The 16,102-nt window shown below is 58.9% G+C and carries 16 protein-coding genes; 5 read left to right on the top strand and 11 right to left on the bottom strand.

What is annotated here, in order from left to right:
- The first annotated feature begins 145 nt into the window (after positions 1-145).
- The 4 genes from CXQ94_RS22365 to CXQ94_RS22360 all read left to right on the top strand — a co-directional run bounded on the left by CXQ94_RS22365 (position 146) and on the right by CXQ94_RS22360 (position 2,898).
- On the top strand, positions 146-1,339 hold the full coding sequence (locus tag CXQ94_RS22365; protein ID WP_219816965.1) for a hypothetical protein: 1,194 nt from the start codon (positions 146-148) through the stop codon (positions 1,337-1,339).
- A gap of 225 nt (positions 1,340-1,564) precedes the next feature.
- Entirely contained in the window at positions 1,565-1,927 is a 363-nt protein-coding gene (locus CXQ94_RS00645; RefSeq protein WP_104086299.1) for a hypothetical protein, read from the top strand.
- A 51-nt stretch (positions 1,928-1,978) separates the two neighbouring features.
- Positions 1,979-2,566 carry a hypothetical protein gene (locus tag CXQ94_RS00640; RefSeq protein WP_104086298.1) on the top strand — a complete coding sequence of 196 codons (588 nt, stop codon included), beginning with the start codon at positions 1,979-1,981 and terminating at the stop codon, positions 2,564-2,566.
- Positions 2,567-2,751: 185 nt separating this feature from the next.
- Entirely contained in the window at positions 2,752-2,898 is a 147-nt protein-coding gene (locus CXQ94_RS22360) for a hypothetical protein (RefSeq protein ID WP_181034014.1), read from the top strand.
- A gap of 105 nt (positions 2,899-3,003) precedes the next feature.
- On the opposite strand, the gene CXQ94_RS00635 is transcribed toward CXQ94_RS22360, so the two are convergent.
- The 11 genes from CXQ94_RS00635 to ssd all read right to left on the bottom strand — a co-directional run bounded on the left by CXQ94_RS00635 (position 3,004) and on the right by ssd (position 14,214).
- Positions 3,004-4,560: a toll/interleukin-1 receptor domain-containing protein gene (locus CXQ94_RS00635; protein ID WP_181034013.1), complete on the bottom strand. Its 1,557-nt coding sequence runs from the start codon at positions 4,558-4,560 to the stop codon at positions 3,004-3,006.
- A gap of 888 nt (positions 4,561-5,448) precedes the next feature.
- Positions 5,449-6,786, bottom strand: a complete 1,338-nt coding sequence (locus CXQ94_RS00630; protein WP_181034012.1) for a relaxase/mobilization nuclease domain-containing protein — start codon at positions 6,784-6,786, stop codon at positions 5,449-5,451.
- Positions 6,777-7,229: a hypothetical protein gene (locus tag CXQ94_RS00625; RefSeq protein WP_146070191.1), complete on the bottom strand. Its 453-nt coding sequence runs from the start codon at positions 7,227-7,229 to the stop codon at positions 6,777-6,779. Before CXQ94_RS00625 ends, CXQ94_RS00630 begins: the two co-directional genes overlap by 10 nt.
- Before the next feature lie 186 nt (positions 7,230-7,415).
- Positions 7,416-7,709 (bottom strand): hypothetical protein, encoded by a 294-nt coding sequence (locus tag CXQ94_RS00620; RefSeq protein WP_104086294.1) that lies wholly within the window; start codon positions 7,707-7,709, stop codon positions 7,416-7,418.
- 65 nt (positions 7,710-7,774) lie between these two features.
- The gene (locus tag CXQ94_RS00615) at positions 7,775-9,319 is read right to left on the bottom strand and encodes a phage/plasmid primase, P4 family (RefSeq protein WP_104086293.1); all 1,545 of its coding nucleotides are present in this window, start codon (positions 9,317-9,319) and stop codon (positions 7,775-7,777) included.
- Positions 9,316-9,687: an AlpA family transcriptional regulator gene (locus CXQ94_RS00610; protein WP_104086292.1), complete on the bottom strand. Its 372-nt coding sequence runs from the start codon at positions 9,685-9,687 to the stop codon at positions 9,316-9,318. Before CXQ94_RS00610 ends, CXQ94_RS00615 begins: the two co-directional genes overlap by 4 nt.
- 211 nt (positions 9,688-9,898) lie before the next feature.
- On the bottom strand, positions 9,899-10,120 hold the full coding sequence (locus CXQ94_RS00605) for a DUF4244 domain-containing protein (RefSeq protein WP_104086291.1): 222 nt from the start codon (positions 10,118-10,120) through the stop codon (positions 9,899-9,901).
- Between the two features lie 218 nt (positions 10,121-10,338).
- A complete protein-coding gene (locus CXQ94_RS00600) occupies positions 10,339-10,917 on the bottom strand; it encodes a type II secretion system F family protein (protein ID WP_104086290.1) in 579 nt (192 codons plus the stop codon).
- Positions 10,917-11,627 (bottom strand): type II secretion system F family protein, encoded by a 711-nt coding sequence (locus CXQ94_RS00595; protein WP_181034011.1) that lies wholly within the window; start codon positions 11,625-11,627, stop codon positions 10,917-10,919. The genes CXQ94_RS00600 and CXQ94_RS00595 overlap by 1 nt, the downstream gene beginning before the upstream one ends.
- Before the next feature lie 158 nt (positions 11,628-11,785).
- The gene (locus CXQ94_RS00590) at positions 11,786-13,048 is read right to left on the bottom strand and encodes a TadA family conjugal transfer-associated ATPase (protein ID WP_258066521.1); all 1,263 of its coding nucleotides are present in this window, start codon (positions 13,046-13,048) and stop codon (positions 11,786-11,788) included.
- Positions 13,045-14,214 carry a septum site-determining protein Ssd gene (gene ssd / locus CXQ94_RS00585; protein WP_181034010.1) on the bottom strand — a complete coding sequence of 390 codons (1,170 nt, stop codon included), beginning with the start codon at positions 14,212-14,214 and terminating at the stop codon, positions 13,045-13,047. Before ssd ends, CXQ94_RS00590 begins: the two co-directional genes overlap by 4 nt.
- 191 nt (positions 14,215-14,405) lie before the next feature.
- Between ssd and CXQ94_RS00580 the strand changes: the two genes are divergently transcribed.
- Complete coding sequence (locus tag CXQ94_RS00580) at positions 14,406-16,094, top strand: bifunctional 3'-5' exonuclease/DNA polymerase (protein WP_104086286.1); 1,689 nt, start codon at positions 14,406-14,408, stop codon at positions 16,092-16,094.
- Positions 16,095-16,102 lie beyond the last annotated feature (8 nt).

Below are 16,102 nucleotides of genomic sequence, written 5' to 3'. Positions count from 1 at the left end.
TGCCTTCCTCTGAGTCTGAGTTCCCACGTAACGACGACGCCGAAGACAACTGCCACAGATCCAGAATCGCAGTTCTTTTAGAGACCTCTCTTTCATCAAACAGGGCTCGCAAACGTGGGATGTGATGCCCGCATTAGAGATTGAGATGAAGTCCAACATTATCGAACTACGCAACACTCGCGATCGTAAGATCAAGCAAGATACACGCGCCTGGGCAGCATTTACTTCCACGAATTACACCACCGCGCTGCGGCAGGTTGAGTCGCAACTCACCCAAGGGATACTCGGCGACCAGGTCAGCGCACGGCATCTGATCAATACCCTGAACGACCACCCCCTCATCGGCGCAGAAGGTGGCGACTTCATCCTCGGTGAGGATGGCTACTACGGAGACACCCAGTGGAGCCTCAAAGGGAAAACCGACTTCACCGAATTGGCACTGCTCGTTGACTTCCTGAGGATGTTCACGCCCATCACTCCAGGGGAAAAACCGGAAGTCAGCAGCAATTCTCTGAAGCACGCCGCCGAGGATTTCCTTGGACAGCACTACTCTCCCGCCTCCTATGTTTCCAACGGCCGACTCATTTGGGCTGCGGCCGCCTTGGGACTTCAGCTAGCTGAGCAGGAAAGTGCCAGCCACTACTTGATGATCGGTGTTTCAGAGCGGGAGCACGACTATGTTAAACGAATGGTCCGCGCTGGCCACACCAGGCCGCAAGCGGACCAACACCGTCCCGCTGGATTCACGCACTTGCAGACAGAGCTTGAAAAATGTGCTATTGGTGAGACGGTCATTGGTCGCTGGGTCCGGCCGGCTGTCCTGGCAGAATCATTTCCGTTCCACGAGTGGCTGATTCTGCTCGCTGATCGTGCTGGTGAGGTTGGTCAGTTCGCCAGCGACTACGTCGCTGGAATTCGCGACAGCGACCATCGCGTCGCTCGCAACCCAGAGGATCTGCTGGCAATCCTCGAAGCAGTCCCGTCATCGCCCCGGACGGACGATGTCGCCAAGAGCGTGATCGCGGAGTGGAACAGGGGCTCGTTGCCGACGCCAGAGCTACCTGTGGACAGGAGCATACGTACTGCGCGAATCACCAGCAGCAACGAAAATGCACCGGGATGGGGCGCTGACTCAGGGACGATTGAGTTCTACGAGTACTTGTGCCCTTTTGGCGAGGGCAAAATCATCGAGGAACATGACAATACGCCCGGGTTCCGTGAACACGATCACTGGATTCGCTGCGACAAGTGCGAAGCAGAGTGGAAGTTCGCAGATGGTCTCTCTGTGAGGGAATGGCGCGTGGAGCCTAAACCCGTCGTCATCAGAGAAGCCAGCTGATAGTTTCAGCGCAGATCTCCTCCACCGGTACAACGACAGCCTCACCTCGTCTTCGGATCAGGTGGGGCTGTTCGCTTTTCGTGGGGTAATCTGGGCCAGATTCCGGTGATTTCAGTGATGTCCAGCTGCCAGCAGGACGCATCTGACCTCAAACCGATAGACAAGTGAACATGTATGCCTGTATAAATTGAGAAGGTACCAACTCAGACTATTTACGGAGCAGCTATGGTTCGCCAAACACATGACACTCGGATCGTTCAAGTGACCCTCAACGGTCGCACGCCAGCTTCAGCTGACGATGAGCTTGGGCGGAAGTATGTCGGCTGGGAAGAAGGTATGACGGTCAAACAATGCTGGGAAGCCGGGCGAGGCGTGTGGAAGATGAAAGCTGAGCGCGCACTCAGGGCCGAGGAAGTAGAGGTCATCAACTGGCACGGCACGGTCGTGGCTGTCGCTACCGACCTGTATGTCCGCGCAGGCAAAGATGGGCGGGTCATGTTTTTGGGAACGCTGGATGAAGATGATCCACAAATCGGTCAGCCAACCACTCACCGCAATAGCTCCCGGAATCCTGTCGCATATTTCTAGCCACCGACCCCTTTGCACCGTAAACAATCCACCTACCAAGGAGCATCAACCATGACACAGGCTGCCCACGAGAACGTTCCTCTGGCGCCTTCACAGGTCCACTACTCGGCCAATGCCCTTGTTTCAGCCCTGGCAGCAGGGGCCAAGAAATACAAGGGCGTCGACGAGCGACCCATCGAGACTCTGTTGTGCTTGGCATTGAATATGAACAGCTGGCTCGGACCCGAGTTTTTCGGCTTTCCGAAAGGCCTGCAATACCGCACCCAGAACATCAGCGGGCTCGCTGACGTCGCTGGCTTTTCCCCAGAGACTGACTGGGTGAAGGGTATGACACCGGTCGCCCAGATCGAACTCAAGCGAGACGCACAAATGAACTTCTCGGAGTCTAAGGGCTACCAGCTGGATTGGTACGCAAAGAATCACATCCACTCAGACCACTTGGTTGTTCTTCTCCCTGGATTCAAACTACGCCCTTTTCAGCGTGACATGGACAAGCACGTCCACCATTCCGAATGGTGGCAAGTCATTACCTACGAGACCATCCTGGAGGCGCTAACTGACCACGGAGTCGCTGAACTTGAAGCGGGGCCGACTCGCACCTTAGTCCTGACCATGATCCGTGCTCAGAATATTGGCTAGACCTACTCCGCTACTGGCCGCCCCGCCTGTTCTTCGGACTAATCGGGGCGCTTCTTTTGCCGATCCAGAGGGGTTTGTCCGACGCGAGCATTCACTTGGTCACACGGCTGTTGACAGTATTTTGATGCTCACGACCTAACATTCCAAAGACCGGCGAGCCCCGTCGGTACAAGGAAGGATGGAAAATGAAGAGGCTTGGAAAGTACCTTGCATCGAGGGCCAAGAAGGCCGCGGTCAAAGCCCAATTCATTTGGCCGATCATGAGTAGAATTACGATGATTCTGGCACTTGCCAGCCAGGTCCTGAACCTCGTCGACCACTGGCCGACTTAGTTTTCAGCCCAAAGCCAACGGCTCCAAAATATGCCCCACCTTTATCCTCGGACCAGGTGGGGTGTATCTTGTTCGTGGGAGTCCGGTACTTGATTGCAGCTGGCCCTAGTAACCGAAGCGATGCCTTTCAAGGAACACAGGAATTGCCTCGTCGATGACATGAGTATCAAACTCACCAAGATTTAACGATCCGGGTACATGCACACGCCTCGTTCCAAGGAGGCCGTGCTGGATGGGAGCCCAATGCTGTCCTTGCGCCCTGTACTCGTCCGCTAGATGGGTATCCGGGCCAGACCTGGAGTACCGCGGCTTCCACATATAACGCGCACTCCAGTTGCCAGCACCAGAGTCATAGCCGCCATCATCAGTCGTCTCGATTTTCGCCACACACGCTTTCAGCCCCAGAAGCGCCTCGGCGTGATCAAAGCGCTCCTCGAAGTCGTCGTCATCGGGGAGCATATCGGCGAAAATGGGTCTGAGGGCCGTAAACAGGTAGCTGGGTAGTGGCGTGAACTTCCTACCCAGCCGCCCAGTTTTGAGCGCCTCGATCAGTTCGGGAGTTACGGGCTGACCTTCGACACTGTAGGAGAAGGCGGAAGTCACCCAATCCTCGGCCTGGTTGAACACGTAGGCAGGATGCAACACGGCTATCATTCGGTCAGTGCCAAGAACCGACCGGATGGGCGTATCCACCAGTGCTTCTAGGCTGTAGAAGTTCGACTTCTCCACGGACGCAACTGCGGAGACGTAGGAGAGGTACATGGGAACGAATTGTTGGAGGGCAACTAGCCTGGCATTCCCACTTTCATAACGGAGATTCAGAATGAGCTTTGCTGCCCGTCGCCAGAGTTCTGCGTGCTTTTCTTCACCCCATGCGCCCGCCACTATAAGGATCTTCGCGAATGGCTCCAGTACTTGCTGGTAAGCGGCCATGCGGTTGATGGCTTCATGGACGACGCCGACATCATCTAGTCGGGCACCCGTTGATTCGACTGAAAATTGCGAATCGTCTTTTAGCTGGGTTCGAGTCTTTGCTGCAATCCCCATGACAAAGTCATCCAGATCGATGTCCCGGCTTGTATCACGAAGCATGCCCTTGACCACCTGCCCGGGGTCCTCAGGAGTTACAGGAGATGGATTTGCGTACCTGACTTGCGGCGCGCTCTGGACGCCAACTGTTCCTGAACTCGGACCAACGAGCTGTGCAACAGCCTGCACCAACTTCATGAGGTCGCCGATGTGTTCCACTCCGAAGAAGTCAGTCCGATGGATGGAGTCCAAGGTCCTTCCAGCTCCCAAATCATAGTCCGGCATGGCAACATCGCTGAATCGCACAGGGAATAGCCATGATCGAGCTGGCGGATGCTGACGGAACTCCTCGGCCGCGAGGACAAGTTCTTCGAACTGGTAAGACTTCTCTCGCGCTGCGGTCGCATCCGAGAAGCAAGCGATGAACGCCAGGCTCCCCTGGGTGATGGCATTACGGATCTCGGTCTGCCAGTTGCTCCCCGGGAACAGGTCATTTTTGTCACGCCACACCTTTACGCCGGCGGCTTCGAGAGCCGCCACCAACTGGTCTACACGCTCTGTATCCTCGTGCATGTAGGAGATGAAGGCGTGCTTCTGCATCTGCGAATTGGATGCGGCGCTGTCGGTCGTCATGGTTCCATTATCCAGTGCCACTGACCGTGTAGAGGCGCTGAAACGCTCGCGGCATTGAAAGTGGGCCATTCTTGCTTGCGACACATATTGGCCCAAATTTGGACAATTTTGGCTAGTTTCTGGCCCGAAATGGCGTACATTTTTCGCCAACGCAACCCCCTGTCAAGAAATAGCCCAAATATTGGCAGATTACGGGCATTTCTTGCCCATTCTTGGCCAAACTAATTTCTTCTTTACTAACGAGGAGCCAAATTTGGTCAGATTCTAGCCACCCTGGGCCAATCTTGGACGCATTCCGGCCATAGGACTCAGAGGTACCTCTGTTTCTAAAATTTCGCTCAATCTCACCTCATTCTTCGCTTATCTATCCGGCTTTTACCCGATCCGGGACCCGTCTTGGCCAATCGCTGGCCAAGATGGGCAACTTTCTACCTACAAATTGGCAGCCTTCGGGCTGCCAATTTTTCTTCCCGGTTCTCTCACGGGCGCCATGCTGGAGGGTACGCAGAAGGCCCTGCTACCCGTTTAGTTGCCCCGGTCAGCAAAAGCTGGCGGGGAGGCCCCGTGACGTTGGTGACGACCAGTTCCCTAAGTTCTCATACGCGCACACGTAGGAAGTTAGGGTTTAGAACGTCACAAACGTCACTCGAATTCCTTTGAACCCCCGGCCCGCCTGGCAAACTTGACAGAAGGCCGGTAGCTTCTGACGCTATGTTGCTCGCGCGCACCGTGCTGGTAGATCACGATTGCGCCTTGGCGACGATACGGAAAGGCTGGAGTCTTGGGGCACCAATACCCAAGACTCCAGCCTTCTTTTGTGTCTAAACGGTGGAATGACATGGGCGTTCCTGAACCACTCCGGCGCCCAAATAGCGAGACAGTCTCCTGCTACAACGAACGATCTTCCTGTGCATCCATTCTCATTTGATTGGCAATTCTGGCGAAAGCCAGCTTCTGCCTTGGGCTCATGACTACCGGAGTGGATTTCACAGGCTGAGCGTGCGGCAGCGGAGGGGTTTCCCGGTGGCTGGAAGCCAGAGCAGGCTGCTCCAACGCATTGGAGGGGAATGAGAGACCCACAGCGTCATCGAGGACTTCCCTGGGGTGCGCAGCCGCCGCTTCACTGTGAAAACTTGCGGTGCTGAGGGTCGCTGGCGCATCTGCGGGGGTCGCTCTGAACACAATTGGCTCAGACACCACTTTTGACGGAACTGTGTCTTGTTGTGGGGCTACCACAGGCATCGGTGTGACACTCAAGGGCTGAGGCACTGTCTGGCCCAGGGCAATTTGGTTGAGATCCAGCTTCGCCACGGTGGCATCCCGCCCAAAGGCCGCGCCCAGACCATGAACGCCTAGTGCGCGCGCCTGACGTGCTTTCCCTTCCGCATCGATAAATCCATACGAGAAATGCTTCTCCTTGCCCCGCTCCCGCAACTCCACGCGCCGTGCTGCAAGCCGGTCTCGGAAGTCACCCACCGATACCGCAAGCGCTTGTTCTTCGCCGATGACCAGTTTCAGGTCATCGCGCCAAACATACTCTCCTTGTTCGCGTTTGAGCCGATCATCTTTGGTCACCCTTTCCGGCGGCGCTGTCATCAGCGCCTTGTTGTTGTATGCCTGCAAACCTTGGCCCTGCATGAACTCCATGTCCGCCAAGAGCTCGTCATTGACATGCGCCAAGCGATGTCGGTTTCCCATTGCAGATGAGAATGCCCGCCCAGCGGGACGTTCCTCACGTACTTCAATTAGCCCATCAGGACTGTTCTGCTTTAGCAGTGCGAGCTTGTCGCCGAATGAATTTCTGGGCACACGGCGATAGACTAACGCGGCGTCGCGGTCTGAGATATTTGAAACGACAATATGGTTATGAAGAAGCCCAGACTTGCCGTCCCGCTGCGTGACGACAAGTACCTGATGGCCCGGGAAAGTACGCCGGGCAAGTTCCAGCCCGAGCTCATGAACACGTTCCCCGGATGCCGTGTCATCCATGTCGAACTCATCCCTGCCAAACGACTGAACGATTGAGTACGCCTGCCGAATGACACTCTGTTGACTGCGCACTGTCCGAGTGATCGCGAAGGCCTGTGCCGCGATCGGCGCGAAACATCCGATGCCGGAAGCGAACACATAGCGACGGTCTCCACTGCCATCGTGGGCTTCGCCGCTAAGCACGTAGTTGCATAGTCGCGCGGCACTTGTCGTCGCGGTGATCGAGGTTACGGCCATGACTCTGACTCCTCCAAAAGCACACTCATTCCCCGCATGCCCATCATCTGTCCAGGCTTCTTTTCCAGCACCCATTGCGCGCTCATGAATTCCCGCTGGCAGGCCCGAAGCGCCTGACCTGCCTCCGCATCCACGGTTGCACCAGCGTTGACCTTACGAGCAATCTGGTTGAGCAGGACACCCTGTCTGTCGAGCGAGCGCGACAGCAAACCAAACGCCCTCACAGCATCGTCCAAATCGTCACGGAGCTCCTGGATGACCGGCGCGGCATTCACCGCTGCCACCCCTCCATCAGCGCGCCTGAGCATGAGCCGGGCGGCTCTTGAAGCGGACACACCCAGAGTGTTCGCGACATGCACAAGCAAATTCCAATCTGACTCCGTCAGCCGCAAAGTCATGACGTGGTCCGCTCGCTCCTTCGGCATTTTCGATTCCTTCGTCATCGCATCTCCCTTGTATCGTTCTCCCCACGTCATTGCCCACTTCCTACTCACTGTCTCTTCGGTATTGGTGTGAGTAGGATCTGAACTGGCAAGCATCGACTTTGTAGTCATTTCGCTTCGCTCATTCCTACAAAGTCGGCTTGCCAAGGGCCGGGGCTCCGCCCCACCCCTGGACCCCAACCCCAACTACACAGGCACCATTTCGCCGATCAGCGCATCAAAGATTGCATTGCGATTCTTCGCTGACCATTCGCCTCCCAATCGCTCAGACGCAACCTTGCGGAGCACCATGAGCTCCTGTTCGACCCGTAACTGTCGCTTGCGCTTTCGCAGCAATTCCTCAGCTTCAGCTACCCGCTTGGCCGTGGAAGACACCGCCCGCTTCACTCTCTGCGTTTCACGACTCAAACCGTTCTCAAAGGAGAGTTCTTCAAGCACTCCGGGCGGCGTCGTTGCGTGGTTCTCAACTTCGAACATCATGTGTCTCCTTGACATCTAGGGTGCTATTCATTGGCCTGTTCTCGATGGGCCCGGTGCCTCTGGGGTTACTTGCTGTACGGGACACCGTGGCGGGCGGTGGCACCCTCGCACTGTTCCCCTCCGGAGGTGTTGCCCGTTCGTGGCTGTGGCTGGGCGAGCTGAACGATGAGTCCACTGCCCTCCAGTCCTAATCCAGTTCGTACAGCGCCACGATTGGTCTTCTTTTTTGTATAACCGAGTTTGTCGAGGGCGTGGCCGAAGTCAGTCGACCCGAGCAGATGAGGTTTCGCGATTCCCTCACTGGCTGCCCAATTCATGTAGGCGTCGTGCAGGGTCATCGTGGTGTCACCCCCGTTGGCAGGTGAGTCTGTGCAGATCTCTTCGATGAACAAGCTGACTTTGTCCTGCGACTTTGCGTACTTGCTGGTCGCCTTCAATACCTCCTCTGGCTCGCCTAGGCCGTTCGCCTGATAGGCAGCCAGGCCCTGCACCATCCATGTCAGAATCCCGTCGGCTTCAAGCTCCAGTTTCTCTCCCAGCCTTGTGTCACGCTCCCCAGGAGGAATGACAACATCGAAAGGAATTACCCGCGTGCGATCCCACACAGCAGGATCGTCGGCTGGAAGCGTGGGAAGGTGATTCGTCACCAACAGTGATGTGTGCGACGGTAGGAAAGTAACGGCCCTTTTCTCGTAGAGGGAGCGAGCCGTGATCGGGTCACCGCCCGTGAGCCTTTTCATCAGGGCTGCATCAACCTTGGCAGTCTTCGCTGTCTCCGAGAGCACTACGAATCGGGCACCCCTCAGGGCAAGAAACGCCGGACTAGCTGCGTTAGGGTTGCTCTTCACTTGCTCGAATAGGCTCGGATCGGCAATAAGACAGTAGTCGCCCAGCGCGTGCGCGATCGCTATATAGGCGACGCCCTTGCCGTTGCGGCCTTCACCTGTTGCGATCGTGAAAACATGTTCGAGTACCTTGCCGATAAGGGCGAGTCCTCCGAAACGCTGAAAGTATCCCCTTACAGGTGCGTCCGGCAGGCTCTTTTCCAGAAACGTATTCCACAACGACGCGGTCCTAGACGGGTCGTATGCGGCCCTGCACACCTTCGTTATTCTGTCGGTCGGGTCATGGGGTCGCAGTTTATGCTCATGCAGATCGAGGGTCCCGTTGGCACAGTTCAGCAGATGCGGGTCAGCGTCGAGTTCATCGGCATGCACGGCAATTCCCGGCAGGCTCGACGCGAGCTGCAACACGCCCTTGATGCCGTTCGCGCTCTGGGACTTCACCAGATCGCCGAGCAATTCTTTGTCGCCTATCGCATAGCCCGCCATGAGGCGGATCGTCGCCATAACGCTATTCTGCGACTTCTTGTCGCCTGCGTCCTCTGCCCAATGGCTGCCTGTCCAGACGAACCAACCCATACCGGTGACGTGCATGTGCTCTGAAACGTTGCTGGCGGCGAACTCATGAGCGATGCGTACTTGTCCTCTGTGCAACATCGCTATATCCTTCAGCGATTCCGTCTGTTCCGCGATACTGTGACTATCAGTGCCGCCAAACGCTTTTAGAGCCGACTCGTCACCGACGGGGCGGCCATTTGTTTCAGTCATCGAGACGCGCCACCCAAGATCACGGCAAGGCGCTCGCGCTGCTCAGGGGTCAGAGGCGGGGCCTTGGCGACGACGCGTTGTACAGAATCGGCCAGGTCGTCGAATAGACATGGGGGTGCCTCGGCGACTCCCGCCCCAAGCGCAGGTTCCGGTGGCTCGAACTCCGGCTTCTGACCAAGTCCTTTGGCTTGGAGCCATGCGTCAACTGCTGGCCGTTCGTAGCGAACAGTACGGGGGCCAATGCTGACAAAGGCGGGGCCAGTACCATTAACGCGCATTTGTCGGACGTGCCTGGATGAGGTGGCGATCAGATCGGCCACATCGTTGGTGGTTAGGAAATCGATTGCGGGGGCCGTTAATACGGGCATGGGCGAACCTTCGAAAGAAGTTGTTCGCCGGTTCGCAGTTTCCATGGTCCGCTGCGGTGACTTCCCAGTCCATCGTGCTGGGCTCCCGATTCTTACCGGGTTCAACTCGCCCTATGTTCGGGCGGTTTGGTCAGCGGACCACGTTTCGTAGTCTGCCTAATATAGTTATAGCACCCCTATTTCCGTTAATGCCAATAAGTTACACAATCGTCTAAGTATGTTTTATGCGACATACGGCGGCCAAAGTGGCGACGGCATACTCCGCCGTTGCCATCCCGGCATCCGAACCAAATCTGCGCAGGTCCCTGAGCCGTCCGCGGTTGGCCACCGGCACCTGGTTCGTGGCGCCCGGATAGATCTCGCGAACCTTGCTCATCTCCTCAACTCCCAATCGGGCATTTGCTGAATCACCGAGGAATTCGTTGCTATACATGTCAGCTCCTAACGTTGTTTGATCCGCTTCCCGGATCCGTTTCTTGGGTCGCCTAGCCAGGTACCCAGCCGCCTTAACACCGGCGACAAATCCAACTCTTCTCGCTTCAAGACCTGTAAAAAAGCCCCGTTCGGCCATCGGTGGGGCCCGGTGCTCCCAGGTCCCGCTGTGGAGGAGTTAGAGAGGCAAAATGTTGGCTTTCCCAGCAGATTTTGGTCTCAGAAGGCGGGGATCATGGCGACCACCACGGGGATCACGCCAAGACAAACGAAAGCCGGAAGGGAGCACAATCCCAGCGGGATTACGAGCTTCACGCCCAGTGCCGACGCACGCTTTTCGGCATCGCGGTGGGACTGCCGTCGGCGTTGACGCGCCTCGGCGTACAACAGTGGCGCAGCCGGCGTTCCGGTCATGGCCGCAAAACCCAAGGCAGAATGCAAGGCTGCTAGCTCCGCCGTGTCACGGGAGCCCGCCCACGAGTGGTCCCACGACGCCCCCATCTCAAGACCAGCCACCACGTGGGACAAACTCTCCCGAATAGGTGAAGTGGCCACCCCCGCCACAAGGCGCAACGCCCAGGGTATGGAAAGTCCAGCGTCTAGGGCCGCACCCAGAAGTTCCAAGAGCAGGGGCACATCTGCAATCCCCGGGTCGCCGGCCTCACCATTGACATGGTTGCCACCCGGCGGTATCTGGCCTGCCACGATTGCTCGGCCACGCCACCGTTGGCCCTGGACGTTTCGGCCAAGACACCCAACGGCCAAGACCAGCAGGGCAAATATGGCAATGGCCAGCATTATCCAGTCCTGTCCTTGACAGCTCGGCCAGAATCGAGGCCCTTGATGAAAGGGTGGGTGCCGTGCAAGGGGTCGGGGCGTGACGCGGCCGAGATCAAGCCATTGGCCCACCACCGTCCGACTATTAGAAGTGCGATTCCGGCTCCCAGGCACGCCCAGCCCACCGGGGTGCCCAGCAACATCCCCACCGGATTCACACCCATCAGCATCCCCAGTCCCAGGCCCACAAATGGCAACCAGGTCAGCAGGCGAACTGTGGCTCGTGGACCGGCCAGGGCCGTCTCACGCATGGCTGCTGCGTCCTCCTCGGCTTCCAGCCTGTCAGCCAAACGCAACAAGACAGCGGCCACGGGTGCGCCGCTGGTTTCGCTCACTTCAAAACAAGCAGCCAAGTCCCGCCAGGTGTGCATCTGTGCCTCAGAGAGATGGCCCTTCACGGAATGATTGCGCAAGGGGTGAGCGGCGGCACCCTCCTGCAAGGAGGCCAGCCTCAACGCCTCGGAGGTGGGGAAGCCCAGCAGGCTGGCTCGTTGCACTGCCACGACCACCCTGACTGTGGGGTGGGTTGATCCGTCGTCTCCTTGCCCTCCACTTTCCTGTCGGGACAGGGGAAACTCACTGGCGAGGACTCCTGCGAGCGCACCCCACACGGCAGCGCCCCCATGCCCGGCCGCCAACAGGGCCGCCAGCTGGCGCACGAGTTGGGGCATGGCCACGTCCTTGGCCATGCGGGCACCACGGAATCGGAACTGGCCGGGGGTTGGCCCTCCACGGGAATTCGGCACCGCTGAACTTATGGGCCACGGACGCCGTCGAGCAGTGAACAATAGACAGGCCAGCGCCGCCAAAAGGAAGATGCAAAATTCGGTCAAGGCGCCCCTCCGCCCATTAAGGGATCAAGTCCTAGCCGCAAGGCCAATTCGGGCCAGGCCGGACCCCGGCGAGGCTCCGGCCACACACGCCCGCCGGCCGTCACCACTTCAGCGAAAGACTCAACGCTCACCGCCGTCGCCACCTTCAGTTGCCCGTCGCAGAGGGACATCACCCCGATTTCCGAGACCATGCGTCCCCGCGCCGTTCGGTCCACATGAATCACCACATCCAGCGCGCTGGAGGCTTGAAGAGCCACCGCCTCCGTGCTCATCCCGGCCAGGACGCCGAGGGCAGCGAGCCTGGCTGGAACATCGCCAGCACTATTCGCGTGGATTGTTCCGGCCCCTCCACTGTGTCCGGTGTTCAGTGCCATCAGCAGCTCCCGAACCTCCAACCCCCGGCATTCCCCAACGATCAGGCGGCCGGGATTCATGCGCAGGGCCTGGCGTACCAGCTCCTGCAAGTCAATGGTTCCGGCGCCTTCGGCATTGGCGTGGCGGGCCTCCAACGTCAGAACGTGGGCATGATCTGGTGTCAGTTCTGCCGCATCCTCTATGAGCACCAACCGTTCGGATGCGTTACACAGGCCCAGAAGTGTTGACAGCAAGGTGGTCTTGCCCGCACCTGTGGCACCGCTGATCAGAAAACTGAGCCGGCAACCAATGATGCCGCGAAGGACGGCGCCAATCATGGGGTGAACGCAGCCCGAACCTTCAAGTTCAGCCAGGGTAAAGAGCTGTGGGCGCTTGATGCGAATGGATAGCAAGGTCCCGGTGGAAGATATGGGCGGCAGGACGGCATGAATGCGGTAACCCGGGGCGACCCTGACATCAACACAGGGTGAATGATCATCGAGGCGCCGTCCCCCGGCGGCGATAAGCCGGGTTGCCAAGGCTCTTAGTGAGCCTTCGCTCTCAAAGCACACATCCGCTTCCTCGGGGCCGAAACCACGATCGATCCATACGGAGTTGGGTGCATTGACAAAAATGTCCGTCACCTGTGGATCCAAGGTGAGTCCTTGAAGGGGCCCTAGGCCTTGCAATTCCGCGCTAATCCGGTCCATGGCAAGCAACGAACCGGCAGCGCCCAAGAGCCGTCCGCTGTCCCTGACTGCAGCGGCCACTCGTAGATCGGTCAGCGGGCCGGACTCGGCCAGTACCCTTTGCCGGACAGTTTCCAGCAGCTCAGGGTCCACCCACGCGGCACCCGCACGTGTGCGCGCTTCCTGTGCCGTCTGGGCGGCAGCATGCCGCGTCACGCGGATGCCCGCCATGGTTGTGCCGGGGCAAACCCAGATCCGCCACGGTCCTCCAGCCAATCCAACAATCCCGCGTTCAGGTGCCGAACCTTTCGACGTTTGAGAAGTCCCAGCAGGTGTCCGTCGTCGAGCACGTCGGCTATTCCTCGCAGTTCTGGCATCACGCCAATGCAGGGGATGCCCACGGCGGCGGCCACCACCTGACTGTCTACACCGTCACGGAAGGGGCCCCTGACAAGCAGCCCAACGGGCGCTGGGGGTAAATCCCGGACTAGGCGCGCTGCAGCGGCCGCCGCTTGGAAACGGGACGGGACCACCACCACAAAGCCGTCGCAGTGGACCCCTAGTGCTGCAAGTGATTCCGGGGACCGCCCAACATCGATTACTACCAGCCCGAAGGACGACCGCGCCGCCTGCATCACTTCGCCGATGGCTGCCGTGGCCCGGAAATCCAGGTGGCCGGGGCTGTCAGCGGGGGCTCCAGCCCATGCCAGTAGGGAGATTCCTGCAGCCTTGGGCAGCGCGGATGCAAGTTGTTCTGCGTTGATTGGCCCGGAGGCGTTGAAAAGGTCCGGCCACCGCAATCCGGGCAGTTCCCCCGCATCCATAGCAAAATCGAGGCCGCCACCCCATTGGTCCCCATCAACGAGAAGCACCGGAAAACCCCAGGCCGCTGCACCTGCGGCGAAAAGAATGGACAGTGTAGACGCGCCCGCACCGCCACACCCACCCACAATCCCCACAACCACCGCCCCCGCTGTCGGCTCACGCAATCTGGTGAGATAGTTCGCCAACCACTGCGCCGACGCCGGAAGCACCGCCACCCTGTCTGCCCCAAGAACCGATGCTTGCAGCCACATCCGCTCCAAATCCTCCGCCGGACCCACCATCACAACGGGCCCCCGCCAGCCCGGTAGTCGCACTTCCACGTCACTGCCAACAAGGATGGCCGCCATGTTCTCCCACTGCCCGCTACCCTGTTCCACGCTCTGCACAATGACGAGTCCGACGGCGGCGGCCGTGGCAACCCGACCCACCTCACCGTGGAGAGCGGGCGAACCGGAAATCACCATGATGGAGGTTTCCTGGCCAGGCAGCCAGGGCCCGCCGTTGGTTCTGGCGTACGGTTGCCCTGGGCCGTGCCGGGCACCTTTTCTTGTGGTCATGCCACCACTGTGCGCTCCTCGCCCATGGTCGGCCAGAGGGTGAAGACCGTTTGTGAACAAAGTGGGGTGGTGACCCTTCTGTGGAGGAATGAACTCCCGGTTGTCACCGTTCCGGCGTCGACATTGCCGCATACACCCTCAGCAATGCCGCAAATATTCGAAAACAGTTTCCCATAGCGGACAATAGAGAAATGTACGCGTTAGTAGCCTCGGCTCCCGAAAATTCAGCCGCAACAATTCAGCTGATGACAGCCGAAGGAATTCTCGCGGGCCCCGCGCAAACCGTGGCGCGCAGCGATCTGGCCGGTGTCGTATCTTCGCTGGAGCGAGAACATGCACCTCGGTGGGTTTGGGACAGAGCACAGAATTGGTACCCGGAGCTGCTGGCAGCCAATGTGCGGGTGGAGCGTTGCCACGACCTGGCGCTCCGCCAAGCCATCTTGGTCCATTCGGCATTCACCGCTGAGACCGGCTACGGCGACAACGCGGCGATGCTGCCTCCCGAAAATGAAGCCTCGCAAGCGGGAAGTACCTCAACCCAGGGAAGCCTCTTTGAGCAGCTTTCCGCAAGTACCGGCTGGGACCTCGCAACCGTCACGGCTGAACTGGGCGCGCAAAAAGCGGCCATTGCCTCCTCCACACACCCAGCCAGGCTCACACTTCTGACCAGTGCGGAATCTGCGTGCGCTTTGGTGGCCGCGGAGATGCAATATGAGGGTATACCTTGGCGTGAAGACCTACACAGGAGGTTGCTCCATGAACTGTTGGGACCGGAACCCACCGGGTATGTCCACCCGGAAAAAATGGATGAACTGGCCGCCACGCTGCGGGCCGCCTTGGACGCCCCGGCACTGAACCCGGATTCCCCGCAGGAATTGATGCGGGCCCTGCACCGGGCCGGGATCGACGTAAAGTCCACCAGGTCCTGGGAACTGATGGAGTTCAAGCACCCTGCCATTGAACCGCTCTTGGCTTACCGGAAACTGAGCCGGCTTTTCACCACCAACGGCTGGACATGGCTTGAGCAGTGGGTCCATCAGGGCCGCTTCCATTCCGAATATGTGGTGGGCGGGGTGGTTTCCGGACGATGGGCCTCGCGAGGCGGCGGCGCCATGCAGATCCCCAAACAAATCCGCGGCGCAGCACGCGCCGATCCCGGTCACAAATTCATTGTCGCCGACGCCGCGCAGCTGGAACCTCGCGTACTTGCCGCTTTGGCACAGGATTCCACCATGGCGGCAGCAGGAAGAGACAGCGACCTGTATGCAGGCATTGCCGCCCAAGGCTTTGGGGGCGAGAGGGACATGGCCAAAGTGGCGTTGCTGGGTGCCATTTATGGCTCCACTTCTGGCGAGTCGGGCCGTCTCATGCCGCAGCTGACGCGGATGTATCCACTCGCCGTCGGCTTTGTCGAGGAGGCAGCCCGGGCAGGTGAGCGCGGCGAAACGGTCACCACGCGCTTGGGGCGAAGCACTCCCCCGGTATCAGCCCAATGGCGTGCAAGCCAACGAAGCAGCACGGCCGAGGAACAGCGGAGGGCGGAATCTGCGGCTCGAACGCGAGGCCGTTTCACCCGGAACTTTGTGGTTCAGGGGACAGCCGCCGAATGGGCTTGCTGCTGGCTGGCGGAACTCCGCCGACGCCTGCGTGCCTTACCGCTTGAGACTGTTACAACATCCGGCACACAGGCAGACCGCCCGGCCATGGTCTTCTTCCTCCACGACGAGGTCATGGTGCATTGCCCCGACGCGTTGATTGAGGTCGTAACGAAAATCGTCCATGACTCCTCGCGGGCGGCAACTCGGCTACTCTTTGGGGAGATTCCCCTTGAGTTCCCCGTCAATGTCACAGTTGTTGAAAACTATGCCGACGCCAAATAGTTTCGACC

The sequence above is a fragment of the Arthrobacter sp. GMC3 genome (genome assembly GCF_002929305.1).
Taxonomy (GTDB): domain Bacteria; phylum Actinomycetota; class Actinomycetes; order Actinomycetales; family Micrococcaceae; genus Specibacter.
Note: the sequence above shows the minus strand (reverse complement) of the source record. Positions and strands in the feature narration are given on the sequence as shown.